This is a genomic window from Balneola sp. (genome assembly GCA_003712055.1).
GTDB lineage: Bacteria > Bacteroidota > Rhodothermia > Balneolales > Balneolaceae > RHLJ01.
This window is the reverse complement of record RHLJ01000003.1, coordinates 21,478-39,485: the sequence shown is the minus strand read 5'-3', so window position 1 is coordinate 39,485 and position 18,008 is coordinate 21,478. Positions and strand designations below refer to the sequence as shown.

13 protein-coding genes are annotated in these 18,008 nt (G+C 37.9%); 5 read left to right on the top strand and 8 right to left on the bottom strand.

What is annotated here, in order from left to right; translation table 11 throughout:
• Positions 1-4: 4 nt before the first annotated feature.
• The 4 genes from ED557_07590 to ED557_07575 all read right to left on the bottom strand — a co-directional run bounded on the left by ED557_07590 (position 5) and on the right by ED557_07575 (position 4,759).
• Positions 5-613 (bottom strand): DNA-binding response regulator, encoded by a 609-nt coding sequence (locus tag ED557_07590; protein ID RNC83640.1) that lies wholly within the window; start codon positions 611-613, stop codon positions 5-7.
• Positions 610-3,624 carry a hypothetical protein gene (locus tag ED557_07585; protein RNC83639.1) on the bottom strand — a complete coding sequence of 1,005 codons (3,015 nt, stop codon included), beginning with the start codon at positions 3,622-3,624 and terminating at the stop codon, positions 610-612. The genes ED557_07590 and ED557_07585 overlap by 4 nt, the downstream gene beginning before the upstream one ends.
• A 104-nt stretch (positions 3,625-3,728) precedes the next feature.
• On the bottom strand, positions 3,729-4,166 hold the full coding sequence (locus tag ED557_07580) for a hypothetical protein (GenBank protein ID RNC83638.1): 438 nt from the start codon (positions 4,164-4,166) through the stop codon (positions 3,729-3,731).
• A gap of 104 nt (positions 4,167-4,270) precedes the next feature.
• Entirely contained in the window at positions 4,271-4,759 is a 489-nt protein-coding gene (locus ED557_07575) for an AraC family transcriptional regulator (protein ID RNC83637.1), read from the bottom strand.
• 127 nt (positions 4,760-4,886) lie between these two features.
• On the opposite strand from ED557_07575, the gene typA reads away from it, so the two are divergent.
• Positions 4,887-6,707, top strand: a complete 1,821-nt coding sequence (gene typA, locus ED557_07570; protein ID RNC83636.1) for a translational GTPase TypA — start codon at positions 4,887-4,889, stop codon at positions 6,705-6,707.
• Between the two features lie 104 nt (positions 6,708-6,811).
• Here the strand turns inward: typA and ED557_07565 are convergent, their stop codons facing one another.
• On the bottom strand, positions 6,812-7,075 hold the full coding sequence (locus ED557_07565) for a hypothetical protein (protein RNC83635.1): 264 nt from the start codon (positions 7,073-7,075) through the stop codon (positions 6,812-6,814).
• A gap of 224 nt (positions 7,076-7,299) precedes the next feature.
• On the opposite strand from ED557_07565, the gene ED557_07560 reads away from it, so the two are divergent.
• Positions 7,300-8,979, top strand: coding sequence for a hypothetical protein (locus ED557_07560; protein ID RNC83634.1), 1,680 nt, complete (start codon positions 7,300-7,302; stop codon positions 8,977-8,979).
• Between the two features lie 308 nt (positions 8,980-9,287).
• A complete protein-coding gene (locus ED557_07555; GenBank protein RNC83633.1) occupies positions 9,288-10,889 on the top strand; it encodes a hypothetical protein in 1,602 nt (533 codons plus the stop codon).
• A gap of 1 nt (position 10,890) precedes the next feature.
• Here the strand turns inward: ED557_07555 and ED557_07550 are convergent, their stop codons facing one another.
• Together ED557_07550 and ED557_07545 are read right to left on the bottom strand one after the other, a co-directional pair.
• Positions 10,891-13,719 carry a hypothetical protein gene (locus ED557_07550; protein ID RNC83632.1) on the bottom strand — a complete coding sequence of 943 codons (2,829 nt, stop codon included), beginning with the start codon at positions 13,717-13,719 and terminating at the stop codon, positions 10,891-10,893.
• 98 nt (positions 13,720-13,817) lie between these two features.
• Complete coding sequence (locus tag ED557_07545; protein ID RNC83631.1) at positions 13,818-14,090, bottom strand: hypothetical protein; 273 nt, start codon at positions 14,088-14,090, stop codon at positions 13,818-13,820.
• Between the two features lie 177 nt (positions 14,091-14,267).
• Between ED557_07545 and ED557_07540 the strand changes: the two genes are divergently transcribed.
• Positions 14,268-15,392, top strand: coding sequence for a DUF3541 domain-containing protein (locus ED557_07540; protein ID RNC83630.1), 1,125 nt, complete (start codon positions 14,268-14,270; stop codon positions 15,390-15,392).
• Between the two features lie 288 nt (positions 15,393-15,680).
• On the top strand, positions 15,681-16,799 hold the full coding sequence (locus ED557_07535; protein RNC83629.1) for a hypothetical protein: 1,119 nt from the start codon (positions 15,681-15,683) through the stop codon (positions 16,797-16,799).
• Positions 16,800-16,848: 49 nt separating this feature from the next.
• Here the strand turns inward: ED557_07535 and ED557_07530 are convergent, their stop codons facing one another.
• Positions 16,849-17,967 (bottom strand): carboxypeptidase-like regulatory domain-containing protein, encoded by a 1,119-nt coding sequence (locus tag ED557_07530; GenBank protein ID RNC83628.1) that lies wholly within the window; start codon positions 17,965-17,967, stop codon positions 16,849-16,851.
• Positions 17,968-18,008: the final 41 nt, after the last annotated feature.

Here is an 18,008-nt window from a genome sequence, read left to right as displayed (position 1 = left end):
AGTACTAGATTTCATCTTTATGCTGAATAGCCCAGGAGAGTAGGGTGTTTTTCTTGGCTTCCAAATTGAGTTTTTGGGAGATATTCCTACGATGATTCTCCACCGTTTTAGGAGATATAAATAATTGGGAAGCAATTTCAGTAGTGGTTTTATTTTCTGAAATCAGCGTTAGAATGTTGTATTCACTTTCAGTGAGTAATTGCTCGTAATCCTTTTTTAAATGCCCAGACTGTTGTACTTCAGGTTTTGAAAGTGCTAGTGCGATAGTGGTAGCTACTTGTTCCTCATCAAAAGGTTTAAGTAAATAATTGAGTGGTTTTACCTCTTGTGCTCTTACCAAGTAGTTGTCATTTGCATTGGCAGTGATGAAAATAATATTGGTGCTAACGGACCGGATTATTTTTTGGCAAAGAGTGATACCATCTACTTTATCTTCCTCTAAGTTGATATCGCATAACATCAGGTGGGGTAAAAAGGAACGAGATTGATCAACCATCTCATCCGGTTCATTCACAATCAGAATCTCTGTAATTCCAATTCGTTTTAGAATCTTTTGAAGATCGCGGGCTATCACCATTTCATCCTCTAATATGAGCACGCGGATGTCAATCATGAGTTGCTTATAGGGATTTCAAATTTGTATGAAGTACCAACGGAAGAAGAGACTTCTTTACTTCCTTTAAGCTGACGAACCATATCTTCGATAAGTAATAGGCCTAAAGTGTCTTCCTTTTGCTCAGTTAGGTTAAAACCGGGGCCATTATCACTGATGATTAATTGAAGTACTCCATTTTTGATACTGCTTTTAATTTGAAGTACGCCATCTTTAGTCTCATTAAAAGCGTATTTGAATGCATTGCTGATTACTTCATGTACCGTTAACCCCAGTGGGATTGCGGTATTGGTGTCTATTTCACAAGGCTCTAATTCGTAGTTCGTTGTAACGGACTCTGATCTTTTCTGATAATTCTGTTCAATATGTTCAACCAGGTTTTTTAGGTATGCAGAAAGTTCTATTTCCTTGAGATCATCATGTTTGTATAAGATTTCATGGACAAGGCTCATACTTCTGATTCGGCCCTGACTCACTTTGATTGCGTCCAGCACCTGCTGATCATTAATTGTATCCTTTTGAAGATTTAACAGACTGTAGATAATCTGAAGATTATTTTTCACCCGATGATGAATTTCTTTTAAAAGCACTTCTTTCTCATCAAGATTCTTTTGAATAACCTGTTTTTGTTCTTCGATCTCTTTAGTTCTACTTGAAACCTGCTCTTCTAATTCCCGGTTTCTTGCCTCAAGCCGGTTGCCATTCCATTTTACTACCCCAATTAATATTCCAATAAATAATCCAAGCCCAAGAATAAAATACATGGCATAAGCTGCGGATGTTTGATACCACGGAGGAGTAATAGAAAAAGCAAAACTTGCGGTACCAGAGATATTCTCATACATATCCTTCGCCCGAACTTCGAATACATAAGTACCATGGCTAAGATTCGTATAGAACTTTTGAGATTCGTTATTCCATGGGCTCCATTGGTCATTATCTCCAATTAGCCTGAAGGAATACTCAGTAACCTCGGGGGCTGAAAAATGAGGAAGCCCATATTGGAAACGAAGTTCATTTTCGTCATGCTTTAACTCTGGGGTTTTAAAGCCAGGACTAGGATGTCCGCCATAAATCAGTGAATCATTTTTGGTGAGACTTACTTCATTGATGTATGTCTTTGCTTTGTGCGAATACTCTCTTTGCTTATCTCTGTCGAAACGATAAACCCCATTTGTAGTAGCTAACCAGGTTGTAAGGTCTTCGTCAAAAAAGAAGTCTTGAGTAGAACCTGAGGATATCTTTCGTAAAGGGAGATCATTCCATTCGTAAGAACCCTGATCAGTAGGTATAAGCATCCCATTTTCCGATGATCGAACAAACCAAACTCTATCCGGCGCTTTTTTAACTCTAAATACATCTTTCCCAGAACCGGTAAACAAGGGGCCAAAAGTAGAATCCGGAATTATTTCAGAAGAGGATTCATCAATCCTAAAAATACCTTTTGAAGTACCAATAGAAATATGATCATCAAGGAAAAAGGTGTTGGTATATTTGTCGGTTCTTTCAGGAAAACCAACCTCGCTGGGAAATCTGACAATATCCTGACTAGTTGAATTAAAGAAATCCTCGATTTTGGTGGCTCCTTGAAACTGGGAGCCTAACCATAAGTCTCCATTCGGCTTTTCAGCTATATAGTGCGTATTGGTTTCAATACCTGGGTGTGGAGGACTCAACTCCCATTTGTTATTATTATATCTAAGTGTTCTGAAATTCAACATAGCCCCAACAAATACAGCATTGGGATCGGTTTTAGAATGCTGCAGTTTTCGAACAACGAGGTTATTTAAAATTGGACTTATGACTCCATCTTTAAAAACAAAAAGTCCCTCTTGTGCCCCAATTAATAACCCATTCTCAGTACTAAGCAGAGTCCATATTTGAAACCGATTATCATTTATCCGCTCGAATTTGGCAGCTTCTAAGCCTTGTTGAGTAAGCTTAAATAATCCATTATAAGCGCCTACATACAATTCTCCATTATGCCTAGTAATTGACGATGAAGTGCTGGTTATGCCCTCATTGTTTTGAAACTTTGATAAAGCAGCTTCTATTTCTATTCGGGCTAGTCCTCCATCTAATACAGCCCAAAGTCCTCCGTGGTCATCTTCAAATAACTCCGTGGTTGGTTTCTCTTCAACCTGCATACGATTAACTAAATTTCCTTCTTGATCGATCAGGAATAATCCTTCTTGAATAGTAGCAATAGCAATATTTCCACTATTAAGTTTTACGGTCTTGTAAGCCATAGCTTTTTTTAAGAGCTCATTGATTTCATTATTAAAGAAAGAAAAAGAAGTGCCATCAAATTCAAAAAGGCCTTTAAAAAAAGTGGTAACTAGCATGTTACCATTATCCAGAGGAATAATATTGCCTACATTGTCTTGCGAGAAGATCTCACTATTAGGAATTAAAGAGAGAGAATCACCTTCCAGGTAAAACAAGCCATGGGGAAATTGCTGAACAATTACTTTCCCATTTATAACAAATCCATGTTGAAACCATCGATCATTTTTTATAATTGAAATGGCATTATTGTTATAGTGAAAGATGTATTTATTTGAACGAAAGTACACCCCATGTTCATTGATAAGGATATTCCAGACGTTATTGTAAGATTCAACAGAATCAGGTATTAGATGGGTAAGAGACCTCAAGACCATGTTTCCAATCGAATCTGAAACAACAACCCCAAAGTCATTTTGACCACCCCAGAAAAGATTTTCCTTCTCGTCCTTTACTAATGAGCGGATTAAGCCGCCATTCAGGGTAGAAGCTTTTTCCCAGCGATGGCCATCAAAACGGAAGACACCGTGATTGTTTGCAAAAAGCATACGCCCGGTAGAATCTTGGATCGCTGCCCAATTCTGGTTATGCCCTTCGTAGTCTTCTGGAGAGTAGTACGTATAAAAGGGCCTTCCAAGTTCGCTGAAATTCTGTGCGAAGATCGCATTGGAAAAGAGAATGACCTCTAGTATTAAAGAAAAGAGAATTGTTTTCCTAACCCTCATAGCTATAATTCGATATGGGGATAAGAAAGTAAAAAAGGGAAGGATATCAAATTCCTTCCCTTTTAGAATTCCAGAAGTGGAAAACTTTTTATCAGTTTTTCACTCTATTTATGAGAAACATAAATAGGTTTATCGTGTTTTACGGCCAGATCGGAAGCGTATTTGTAGATTTCTTGTAATTCATCATCTGTTGCATCTTCTGGTACGGTAATGGTTTGGTCTTCATCAAATCCAGCATCAGCAGTGCTACCAGGCTCAGCACAAGTAACAGTAATATGCATTGGAGTTACTATACTAAATGTTAGTGCTGAAACTAGTCCATTGAGAAAGCTAATTTTAGTTTCAACTTTTGCTACTCCATCTGTGCAAGTTTCGCTAGCATCAATAGGAGTTGGAGGTACTAATCCGTATACAAAGCCCATAGCCCATGGTTGGTCAATAACAACATTAGATGGAGTTTTGTCAGTCATTACAACAGCGTTATAACACCCCGTGAAGATAGTTACTAAGAGTAGTGCAGATATAATTCTAATATGCTTCATTATTCACATGATTTTGTTAAGGTTAAAGCGAAAAAGCTTCGTCCAGGGTAATTAATTAAAAGGACTTTTGAAATTATTTTTAAAAAACCTTTGTCAAGGCTTTACTAAGAAATGGCTCTTATGGGCACCCAAACTTCTTCTTCAGAATCGGGATGTTGAGTTCCTAAATATTTTTTTCCAAGCACTTCAAAGTGAGGGCGATGATCAATTTCAAATCCAGAAGTCGGAAGCCATTGTTCATGAATAAATCTAAGTGTTTGAACAAACTCAGTTACCGGACCTTTATGGATAAAAATGGCGTACAAGCCTTCTGGAATTTCTAATACCTCCATACCCGCTGGGATATGATCAACATCAGAAACTTCTACTGCCGCCCAATACTCAAACTCAATGAAGGGAGTAAAGCTTTTAAAAGAGTAAATACCATTATAAAGTTGAACTGAAAAATTGTCTTCTGATACCAGGTTCGGAATTTCCTTTCTTCTAGGCATGAATTGAGGCCAAAGCTTTGGTGCTGCGTAATTGGATAAAGAAGTATCAGATCTAAGGCCGATTAAAGTTTTTCCAGGAAAATGAGTTATCTCTTTTAGCATGTTATAAACTAGTACATCTGTTAATAAGTATCAGAAATTAGGACTAAACATTTAAGTAATTCATAATCATAATTTCATTGAAATAGCCGTATCTTCAGGGCTTGGAATTTTTCATTCACAATTAAACATGCATCAAGACTTAAGAAATATTGCCATTATCGCTCACGTAGATCATGGGAAAACTACATTAGTTGATCAAATACTAAAGCAGAGCGGAACTTTCAGGGAAAACCAGGAAGTAGAAGAGAGAGTAATGGATTCCGGCGACCTTGAGAAGGAACGTGGTATAACCATCAGTGCAAAAAATACCGCGGTTCATTGGGGTGATACTAAAATCAATATCGTAGATACTCCGGGTCACGCTGATTTTGGTGGAGAAGTAGAGCGGATTCTAAAAATGGTAAATGGAGTAATCCTTTTGGTAGATGCTGCCGAAGGCCCATTACCACAAACCAAGTTTGTGCTTCGTAAATCCCTAAGTCTTGGGTATAAGCCTATCGTCGTGATAAATAAGATAGACAGGAAGGATGCCCGGCCAGATGCTGTGCTGGATGAAATCTTTGACTTGTTTGTAATGCTTGATGCAACCAATGATCAACTCGATTTTCCGGTACTATATGCAGTGGCCAGAGATGGGATTGCAAAACTTGAGCTTGAAGACGAAGGGGAAAGCCTTGCACCATTGATGGATACCATTGTAGATCATGTTCCAGCCCCTTCTCAACCAGTTGAGGAAGAATTCAAAATGCTGGTGAGTAGTATTGACTGGAATGATTATGTAGGTAGAATTGCGATCGGTAGAATAGAACAGGGAACCATAAAGCTTAACCAGGAAGTGGTTTTAGTGAATGGAAAAGGCGATCAAAAGATGAAAGGTCGTGCTACCAAACTATTTACTTTTAACGGACTCCAGAGAGAACCTGTAGAAGAAGCTCGTGCTGGTGACATTGTTGCTCTTGCAGGTTACGATTCAGTGAATATTGGCGATACCTTAACGGCAATATCTGATCCAACACCTCTAGAGTATATTGATCTTGATAAACCAACTATTGCGATGTATTTCCGGGTAAACAATTCTCCTTTCGCAGGATTAGAAGGAGATTATGTTACTTCGAATCAGATCAAGGACCGTTTGGAAAAGGAAGTGCGTACCAACGTAGCGATGAGGTTGGAAGCGACTGATAGTCCTGATGTATTTAAGGTTTCAGGACGTGGGGAATTGCAGATGGCAATTCTTATTGAAACGATGAGACGAGAAGGATTCGAATTTGCAGTATCTCGACCAGAAGTCTTGATGCAGGAAATGGAAGGTGTTGTTCATGAGCCTGTCGAAGAAGTGGTCATTGATGTTCACACAGATTACAGTAACCGTGTGATCGATAACCTTCAAAAGAGAAAAGGGATCATGCAAGGTATGAGCCAGGAAGGAGAGAATAATAGAATTGAGTTTAGAGTTCCGTCGAGGGGATTGATAGGTTTTAGAGGGGAGATGCTAACCGAAACGCGAGGTACAGGAATAATGCACCAGCAGTTTGATGCGTATGAGCCTTTTGCAGGTGAGATACCAGGACGTACCAGAGGGGCACTAATCGCCTTGGAAAAAGGAGATGTAACGGGATACGCGTTAGAAGGTATTCAGGATCGAGGTCAGTTTTTTGTAGAGCCAGGAGATCCAACCTATATGGGAATGGTAGTAGGGTTAAATAACCGTACTGATGATATGGTTGTAAATGTAGCTAAGAAGAAAAACCTGACTAATCATCGTGCTACTCAAACTGCAGACTCAATTAAAATTTCTCAGGCAAAAAAAATGAGCCTCGAAGAATGCATAGAATTTATCGCTAATGACGAGCTACTTGAAGTGACTCCCAAAAGCTTAAGAGTAAGAAAAAAGTTTTTAGATCATAACGATCGTAAACGCGAAGAAAAGAAGAAAGCTACCATATAAAAAAAGCCCCGAAACCGGGGCTTTTTCTTGTCTGGGTCAGGTATGTTACCGTGTACTAAGCAATACCAGAAATTGGGGTACTGCAATTAGTTCCTTTGTTCTATTTATCTGCTTAAGAATCCTAATTTGAACTTGAATTTTGTCTTTGTCTTTGCTTCACCCTGACAAAAGGATACTAACCCAAGTGTCTCTCTAACTATCCTATTTTTTCTTAAACAGCTTTGGCATACCAACTGCTCCTCATTATCTATTACAACAGTTTGAAGTTTTACCAAAAAGTCACCCACTAATCTAGGTTTACCTTCTTCAGCTCCACAGCAGGAGCAGCTTCTAACTTCTACACTTTGCTCACATATTTGCATATTCATTTCTAAAACCCATTTGTTTGTCGAACCTTAATTGGCTGAAGCTAATTTATCAGGTTTGATTGGCGATCTTCCCGAATGTAGAGAGCGCGTAGGGGTAAATAAGTGCCTTAACGGTGTTAATTTGGTACTTTTTTAGAAAACTGTTTAGAAAATAAATAGTACATTCTTGTGGGTTATGAATTATGTAGGGATCCTGTAGGGTCTAAAAAAATAAAGTTAGAGATATGAGGAGAAATAGATTTGCACTAGTAAGCATTGCTCTGCTTTGCTTCTTTGTTCAAGAGATAAAAGCACAATCAACAAATGAACTAATCAACAGGCTCGAGCTAGAAGAAGATCCAAACGAGCTAGAGGTCATGTATATAACACTGATGAATCGTTATCTAGATAATGATTTGGATTCAGCTTACATATTTGCTCAAGGTTTTGTTGAATTTGCTGACGAGCTTAGAGATACAACACTGATGGTAGGGGCACACTACAATATGGGTCGATATTATGGATACAAAGGGGAAACTGTTAAGGCCATTGATGAATTTAAGATTGCACAAGTATTAGCTGACGCTACGTTTGGTACTTCAAATTCTGAATTAACATTGCAGGGAAGAATTGTAGGTATGATCGGCTACGTGTATTACACAAATGACCAGTTCGACACAGCTCTAGATTATTATAAACTTGCACGTACCTATTTCGAACCTTTAGGGGCCCAACGTCCACTTGCGATTACTATTAGTACTATCGGAAGTATTTATTATCAAAAAGAAGACCTGGAATCTGCGAAAAATTATTATAAACAATCGCTTAAAGTAAAAGAGGAACTTAAAGATTCTTTGTTGATGACTTCAGACATAAAAAATATTGCGATGATTTATCAGGAATGGGGGCAGTTGGATTCAGCTCGTATTTTTTTGGAGAGGGCACTGGAAATTGATGAAAAGGTAGGTTCCAGGAGAAAATTAATTGGAACTTATAGAGATCTTGCCAGGATGAATATTGATCTTGGTATTGGAGATACAGCATTAAATTATGCCAAAAATGCCGCTCTGCTTGCTGAAGAATATAAGTCGTACCGTGATCTTGAAAGAGCGTACGAAGTTCTTTACGAAGCTCACGATTTTCTAGGTAATAAGGGTGAAGCGTTAGCAAGCTATATCAAATTTCATGATTACAGGGATAGTGTAATCAATGAAGAGAGTAGAGCAACACTTATTGAAGTACAGGAAAAATACGAAGCAGAAAAAAGAGAGAAGGAAATTGCACTATTAGCTTCGAAAACAGAATTACAAAGAACCAGAATTATTTTGATATCTCTTCTTCTCGGTGGGGGGCTTCTTTTTGCGATTCTGTTCGCTTTAAGAGCACAGCATGTAAGAAAGAAAGAGGTAGAACTTAAAGAGAAAGATCGACTGCTTGCAGATTCGCAAAAGAGGTTAGCAGAAGAGGAACTGGAAAATGAAAAGCTGAGATTTGAGCAGGTACAAAAAGAGCTTACCGACTATGCACTCCATATTGTAGAAAAGAACGATTTCCTTGAGCAACTAAAGGAACAGATCTATGGTATTCGATTTGGTTCCGATCGAGATGAGATGAGGAGAGAGTTAACAAGAATGGAAATGAAGATTCTTCAAAACGTTTCGATTAACGAGCAAAGAATGGAACTTCAATCTAAAGTTGATCAAGTTTGTTCCGGTTTTTTTGATAACCTAAAAAATCAATTTCCTGATCTTACAGAAAAGGACAAGAGACTGGCAGCTTTAATCAGATTAAAACTTAGTGCTAAAGAAATAGCGGGTATTCTTAATATCGAACCTAAAAGTGTTGAGCAAAGTCGTTACAGGTTAAGAAAGAAACTAGAACTAGATCCTAAAGAAGATTTATTAGAAGTATTACTTGCCCTATAAAAAAAGCCCCGATTAAATCGAGGCTTTGGCTTGTCTTGGTCAGGTAGATTATTGTTTTACTAATACAACCCGATAGATTCGGATTGAGGATTAGTTCCTTTAGGAAAGAGAATAACCGGCTATCAACCAATTATTCACGGGTATTAGAATTATGTTAAGGGTAGACAAATTTGCTTCACAATTATAGCTAAAAGAATACTCTGAGATGGATTTGTAGATCATTTGTAGACCGAGCATTTTTTAAAACACATAAGGCTTTTGGAGGCTAAATCATATATTGATGTATACATTCGATCTACAAGTATGTCATGGGTATTAAAAATTTAGTTTTGGGTTTGGTATTAGTGTTGGTTTGCTGCGATGTCTACGCTCAGTATGGAAGGATGTCGAATTATGAACTAAGAAGCATTTTAGAAGACGAAGAAAGAGTCGAAGATTTTCATAGAGCATATGAGATTCTTATTTCAAGGTACATGCGTAGCGATATCGATTCGATGCTTTTTTTTGCAGAATCATTTCTTGAGTTTGCTAAGGGGCAAGAGGATTTAGAATTGCTAATTAGTGCCTACTATAATTTGGGTAGGCACTATGCGGTGAAAGGGGTACATGATGAAGCTATCGTAAATTTGATGGAAGCGTATAACCTCAAGTCGAGCTCCAATAACTCTAGTAGGATGGGACAAATTATTGGAATGATCGGGTATGTTTACTTTTATGATGAACAATATGAAGCTGCAACCGATTTCTATGAAGAAGCCCTCACGTATTTCGAAAAGGCTAATGCTCGTCAACCTAAGGCAATTGCAACGAGTACCCTGGGAAGTATCTATTTTCAAACTAAAGAATATGGTAAGGCTAAGCAGAAGTTTAAGGAGGCGCTAAAGATAAAAGAGGGTTTAAAGGATACCCTTTTAATGAGTACCGATATCATTAATCTGGCAATGGTCTATCAAAAGGAAGAAAAGCTCGATTCTGCATTAGTATATGCCTTGCAGTCCAGAGAATTTGATAAGAAAATGAACAACCTTATGGGCCTCACCGAGACATTAAGGCATTTATCGTCAATTAATCTTGAATTGGGGAATCATTCAAAAGCAGAAGAATATGCACTAGAATCTTATGAAATCGCAAAGGAAGTAGGCTCCTTAATTCTTATTCGAGATGGGTATAATCTACTATATACAGTGTTTAAAGAGGCTGGTAAATCTGAATTGGCGTTAGAAAATCACGAGCACTTCAAAATATATAGCGATAGTATCACAAACATGGATACCAGAGAGGAACTAGTTGAGGCTCAGGCTCGATACGATACTCAGAAAAAAGAACAAGAGATTCTTCTTTTAGAAGCCGAAAATAGAGAGGCCAGATTGAAGATGATATTATCGATTGTCATAGGTTCGGTCCTGTTGATAGGCATTTCCATAAGTTATAGGCAATCTTCTAAGCGGAAGGAAAAAGACAGGGAGCAAGAAATTCAAAGCATTCAAAAGGAGCTGGAAAGCTATGGGATGCTAATAAATGCTAAAGATGAGTTTTTGAATAGTGTGATTGAACGATTAACTAAAGTATCGAAAGTGCTTATCAACATTGAGTCGAAGAAAGAGCTTAATTCTTTGGTAAGTTCCTTACGACATACTACCAAAATTACTGGAGAGGAAGAGCACTTATTAAACAGAATAGACCAAGTAAATAGTGGCTTTTTCAGAAAATTAGATCAAAAAGGGAACTCACTTACCAAAGGGGATAAGCGGCTTGCTTCACTTGTTCAAATGGAATTATCGAATAAAGAAATTGGCAACATAATCGGGATAAATACAAGAAGTGTAGTTCAGGCAAGGTACCGTCTCAAGAAAAAGCTGGAATTACAAACAGAGGACGACCTGGTTTCATATTTGAAAGAACTGGCCTAGGTTAGAGTGCAATCCTTATAAAGAAATCGAAATTGGTATTGGAATCCCCTGATGTTGAATCGAGTAGATAGCTTTGTCTTAGCACAAAACTTATGGGCAAAACATTGAGCATGACATTATCCAAAATTAGTTCCCCACCGAAAGATCTACTGCGTTCTTCGAAGTCTGTTAAAAATAAATTGTGTTTCGCTATATCATAAAACATGTTTAATCTCACTCTCTTGAAATAGGTAAAATTGAAAAACCCCCAGTCGGGATATAACAAAGGGAGTTGATAGTTTATTGAAAAGCGAAATACTTCATCATTGTAGGGGTATGCATACCCACGAGCAAAATTAAATACATCGGAGTATTGGTAGGTATTACTTAGGTCTTCTTTTTGATATTCTCCCTCAATTAGGATTCCATGATTCAAACCGATTCCAGGTATATAAAGACCCATTTGAGCGTTAAAGCGCTCCGCTTCTATATCAGAAAGTGACTTCGAATAATACATCAATAAATACGGCCCTAAGCGGGGTTGAACATTTTGGTATGCTCTCCTTCTGATATTGTAGGAAACAAGATTTAGCTCTAATGAAGTAAGTTGCTCAGATGAGTTTTCTAAAGAAAAACGACTTCCTAGATGATAAGCGGCAAGGTTCCCTGTTATTGTTAATCCAGTCGAATAATTTCCTCGCTCCCAGACCAAAGGAATTGAAATCCCTGTGCTCACTTTATTTTGAGTGAAACTATCCAAAAAATAAGTTGAATCACTTTTAGAGAGGACTACTGTATTTCGGTCAGTGTTAAAAGCGGAAGCGTTAATTACAGGGAAATACCTGGCATATTGCGCAGAGACACCATATCTAAAAGCATCCTCGTTTTGGTTAAAACCACTGATTAGATTTGCATTAAAATCATTTAGAATGTTAGTAAATCCTATCCGTGCATATACTTCACTGGTACCTCCTGATATTCCCCAGTCATGCAGTTTTGTTCCTTTAAGAAACCCCTTATATGGCTTGGCTTCAAACTTGGTATCAGGGATTTTATCAAGAATATCTTCTTCATATTCTGCAAGATTAATATTAAATCGTTCCATATGAGATGGTGCGATAGGAGCAATAATTTTTTGCATAGATTTTTCTATTTCCAGAGAACTGAGTACGGATCCCATCTCGGTAAATTCACTGAACACAATCCGTGTACCTTCCGGAGAAATATCTGGCTGGTAAGCGCCAATTCTTGACGAAGTAAGCTGAGTAATGGTTTGTGACCCATCCAGATCAATGGAAAAAATATTATCAATACCTGTATAAGAGGCTGAGTAAACCACTCTATCCTTCCCTACTGCAATTTTTCCGATGGTATGTGTTGTCCAGGGAGAAAGTTGAGAAATCTGATCATTCGAAAGGTTGAATTTAAAAATAGCTAGTTGACTATTCTTTTTTCCAAGGTAAATAATGGCGCCATTATCAAAAGACCAGGATGGATAAGAAATGGTATGATCCTCCGGATTCGGAAGCACTTGTTCAATGGAACCATCATTTATATTTAGAATTACAATATTGGATTCCAGCTCTTCTGTATATCTAGCAGCGACAATTTTTGAGCCGTCAGGAGAAGCTTCTGGAGAGAAAAATTTCGTTTTTCGGGCAATAACTCGTTTCTCTCTAGTATTTAAATCGTAGGTAATAATCTTAGTGAAATTCCTAAGTCCCCATCTTGGATCACGTTCATATTCTGACCAGGAGAGAATCGAATTAGTAGAGGACAGAAAAGGAGATACTGAAGAGCCAACATCTGTAATTTTTTTCGTTTGCCCATTAGTTAGCTGATAGATTGCCCCTGTTTTTTTGTAGCTGGCACTCAAGTATACAATACTGCTTTCATCTATATATTGAGGGAAGCTGTTATTAGTAAATATTTTCTGTTTTGGTGTTAGACTTTGGTGATTAGTTAATTGAAGCTCATTTAATTCTTTATTCCACTGTTCTTTTAATTCTGAGTATGAGGCTTTGTACATACCAGGAGCGCGCATTCCTGTATGGATTTTCATAGCTCCAGAAAAAGGGTAAATAATAGTTCTGTATGATCCGGCATCTTTAAGAACTTTTTTCCAAACATCTGGTCCAAATTGATTTCTCCCATAGTTTATTATCGCAAACCCGAGTGGATAATGACTTGGAACCAGGTCTTTATAGGAACCATTGCGTGCCTTCATATAGGAGTAATCGATATCATTTAGGAGTAATGCTCTTTGTTCTTTGAAAAAGGAAGCATTCCTGCCTCTTCCGCCACTGCTGAGAACAGTTTCCGAGCTTACTGCATCTCCTTCGAAGTACCAGTCGGGAATAGCAAGGAACATAGAGCCAGCCCATCCACCCTGACCTTGTGTGATATGAAAAAACTTAGTTACCCATCTATTCGAGTTAGAAAACTGAAGCGCATGCCTATATTCATGTATGGCTAAACCATCTAACCAATCTACTGAGCCTAATACCTGATTATTTTGAAAAGGAGTCGCAAAAAACTCACTACGAAATGGAGAAAGGGAAACGTAACCGTTGCTAATAACTTGATTAGCCTGAAGTACTATATCAATTTTTTTTGAGTTTGAGCCAACAGTATGAAGCTGATGGGCATGTATATAGTTTATAAGATTAGCTATTCGATTTGCCTTTTCGTATTCACCATCCGGGTAGATAATTTTTACAGTTTGTGTATTTATTTGATTCCAGCTTAGAGATGGTGGATGCCCTCCAAACTGAATTTGTGAATAAGAATTGAACCAGGGGAAAATTAAAACACAAAGGAGGGTAGCTAAGAGTTTTAGAAATTGAGTCAAGGCGAAAAAATTATCTTATTGTAGAAGATAGTCTCTGTTGATTAAGAACTCAAAAGAGAGAGGGCTTATTAAACGAGTGAAATGAGAGAGGAGTGTATTTATTTTTGTTGAAAACCAGAAAAGAATAGTTTCCTTAAGAATGAAAACCTTTTCCCGTTGTTGTATTTATCTTGAAAGGCACTCATGCTCTTGATCTTTCTTTTACAACCCTGACACGCAAGCTTTGTTTCTCCATCGTGTTCAATCTCATTTAGCTCAACGATATACTGACCCACTTTTCGCATTTCCCCTTCTTGCGAATTACAGAAATCACAATTCCTTTTAGAATAAAATTCTTCTGGATCGTTGTTATCCTTCTTTTGTTTGGTCACTTAATACTCCTAATTGATACCCGTTCCAATAATAAGTGTTCAGGAGCACAAATCCAGTATTTGTATAGTTTTTGTAGACCAATTTTTAAAGCAAAGTAGAAATCAGTATTAGAAAAGAGGGGTAGGGAAAACCTCTTGTGAGATGTTTTTGAGTTAAACACCAAAAAAATTCACGCTATGAACATAACAAAATATATCGGCCTGATAACCTTATTAGTATTGAGCCTTAGTCAGGAACAGAGCTTTGCTTTCCAGCATGAGGAGGTATCTGTTGAATATAACTTTGCAGAAGACGCAGCCATCATCAGGGACAATTACGAAAGGAATGCTGACAAATTATCCCGTTTCAAAACCGGGCATATGGGACTCAGATTTTACCGCCACTATGGGGACGAAAAATACATTCCTCTTTTCCTGGAGGGGATAGAATTGGCAAATCAAAGTTTAAATACCATTTATAAAAGGGGGCTGGATGCAGAGACCATCAAAAAATACAGTGAAGAAAGTAATCGAAAATATTACAGCACTTCTACTACAAGGAAAAGGCTTCGAAGTCAAACACTAAGCGATTTCCCGGAATATCGATTTTATGCTACCAAGCTATTGCGCCATGTAGCTAGACTTGATGAGATTGGATTAAGGCATGAACACCATGATGAATTCATAGAAGCCTTGAAATCCTATGATTTTAAGAGGGTGTTTACCAACTATCGAATGATAAAAGCATGGGGAGCACAACTTGCAAACCAGGTTTATTGGCTAAAGCAACTCGGTATAGCAGATTACACACAGATTTTTCAAGAAGCGGTGAATCGGGTCTATCCTGAGGAAATGGATGGAAGGCTCAGCAAGCAGCAATTCGAAAACAAGCTCTACACGTTGACTCATATAGTTATAGCAGCTTCAGGATATTATCAAGTAGATGTGGCCTATGAAGATTTTCCCGAGATTACAGATTACTTCAGGAGAAATACCCTTTCCATTTTAGAAAGAGCAAAAGAGGATGTGGTCATTGAAGTAGGTATATCCTTATTACTTATAGGTAATGATTATCCGGAGATTGATGTGATTCGCCGCCACATAAGTAACAAAATTAATCGCGAGAAACGGATGATTCCATCTCCGTCTGGTAAAACAGATTTCGCCCTTGGGGAGCATCGAAATATAATAGGAGTACTACTGCTGGATTGGCAGGGAACCTACCAGCGCCCGCAAGTACAGGATTTGGGAATGTGGCAATCGAATATTCCGAAGACATTAAATGCTTATCGACTCCAAAGCCTTGGAGAATTGCAGCAATGAGTATTTGAGATGAACGGTACTCAAAAAAAGAAACTCATCGGCGAGGAACTAAGCTTGTCCTACGTACGCATACTTCGGAAGGCGGCGGTCTCAATGAGATGACTCCTCTCAAATGAAAATTACATACTGAATTAACCTTTTTTTCTCAGGTGGACCATACTTCTTAACTATCACTAAGAAGTAGTATGCAGGAAAGAGGAGTGCTGGTTGTGCTCCTCTTTTTTTTATAGGTGGTAGGGTAATCGTGCAGTCGACTGTTTTATAGATAAACAAGACCAACATCTAACAATGAAACGAACAATCACCTGCATACTTGCCATACTTTTCTTCCAGGAATTTGCTTCCGCTCAACTCCGGGTTAAAACAGGAGTTTATCAAGGCTACGAGTGGAATATTTTCAGAAACCCGGAAACACTCATACAATCAGAAGACACTCTGGGGAGAAGTGATTTATGGAGCAATTCAAACTACAATGAATTGTTCGCGAATACAGATTTTCTCAAGCGATGGGGGAGTACAAGGTTAAAGCTGAGTGGAGACCTAAGAGCTAATGTGTACCACCAGCAGAATAGTGCTCAGAAAGAATTTTATCGTGTTTATGCATCATTCAGAACCAAGTATGCATCCAGGAAGTATTTTGAGTTTTCTCCCAGTTTCTCAAGAAAAACACAGGCACCAATTGATCAAAGTGACCTCATTTTCAGGAGTCGCTTTTCCTATTCTCAGGTATTAGCTCCATTACATTTTGACTTCTATCTCAAAAAACAAAGATGGCTAAGATTTGAGGCCAGTTATCGATACAAGTCATACGATGCAACTGATAATGATAAAACACATTATCATGGATTTGAAGTCCAGGCCTTGTATTCGAAAAGATGGAAGGGGAGGGTGACGAGTGAGATCGAATTGTTTGCCGAATGGAATTCAAGAAATCAAACTGAATTAGAATTTGCCACTCAAACCAGTCCTGAAGAAATAAAGAAGAGGTCATTTGAGTCGTACACAGTTGGAAGTAACCTTAGCTTTCAATCGAAGAGTAAATCTTTCAAAATCGAATTTCCTGTTTCCTATAAAGTATTCAATGATTCACCGAGCGAGCGTCTCAACTATTCACAAGTTGTTGCCGGAACTAAACTCTCTTTTGACCTAGGAAAAGCCAGGGTGATTCAAAATTTCTCGGGGACCCTCAGAGATTTTACCACACTTACAGTAGCTGATGAGGAATTTCTGAATTATAAATTCATACGTAGCTCCACTACAGTAACTGTGCCTATTATGGATCGATTCAACTATATCGCAAAGGCTTCTTTAATAAGGAGATTGTCGAATAGAGCCACTATGAGTAGCAGTTCGTTCCGAGGATATTTCAGCTCATATATAGAGACAGGCATAAGCATAGGCCTGTGATTTCTAACCCAAAAGAAGACAAAAACACCTGTTTGAAAGCAGGTGTTTTTTATCTGATATTGTAGTTGTCGGGGAGTAGCTCAGGAATTCGATGTGTCCAACCCCAGAATCCATGTAAGGTATATTTCCCGGGCTCAGAATAGCTACCAATAAACTTATTAACCACGGCGGTTTGGTTGGGTATTTCAATCCAGGATATCTGGTCATAGTTACCGCTCATGCGAATCTTACTTTTTAGTAAATACCCTATCTCTTCGTTTATATATACCACCTTTATATAGTCATATTTTTTTGGTACGAAAAGCTCGATCCATTTGCTGTTTTTTGGAAACGTACTGAATTCTTGTTTTATGATTTCTTTAGTAAAGGCTTTATCACTGTAATCATGATGCCCTTCAAAATTATTCAAACTTTCTTTCTTTGCAGCAAAAATCTCAAACCCCTCTTCTTCATAAGAATTATTGTCTAAAGCATTTAAGAAGTGAACAAAAGAGCCTTCATAACTCCTTTTTCTTTCCCTTAGCCATGCTTGATGTTCTTGTTCTGAATCGGCTTTCATTTCTTCGAACTTCACATAAAAACTGGCATTAAAACTATCATTAGAAGAAACACTCTCATTCAGGTAGTATGTGATTTCATATCCAAGAGCCTTGTTAAGTATTTTTAAAGGTGCTTCGCCGTTCGCTATCAATTCAGAACCGGAGTTTTCGAAATCTAATACTTCAGGATTGAGAATCTCCATCTTGGATGAGTTATTAGTGTATCCAAAGAAGTGCTTCTTAAAAAGTTCCAGATTTCGTTTCCATTCCTTATTGCTCGCGCGAACCTGAATTTGACCCAGCTCAAAATCTTTTGGTTTAAGGCTCACATTAAAGGTCTGGTTTTCATCTACAGGGAATTCAATTTTAACTGCATGTTCTTTAAACCCTATAAAAGAGAAGACGATTGTTTGTTCCCCATTTGGGATTCCTGGTAGTGCATAGTTGCCATCCTTATCCGATATGGTGCCTATTGTAGTTTTATTAATAAAAATATGTGTTCCAGGTAAAGATTCTCCCGTGTCGGAATCGAGTATCTTTCCTCGAAGAACATTACTCTGAGCATTTACAACATCACACGCAATTATGACGATCAGGAAGAGCAAGAAAATTTTACAGGAATTCAGCATAGAGATTAATTCTTATAAACATACTTGTACGATGTTGAATA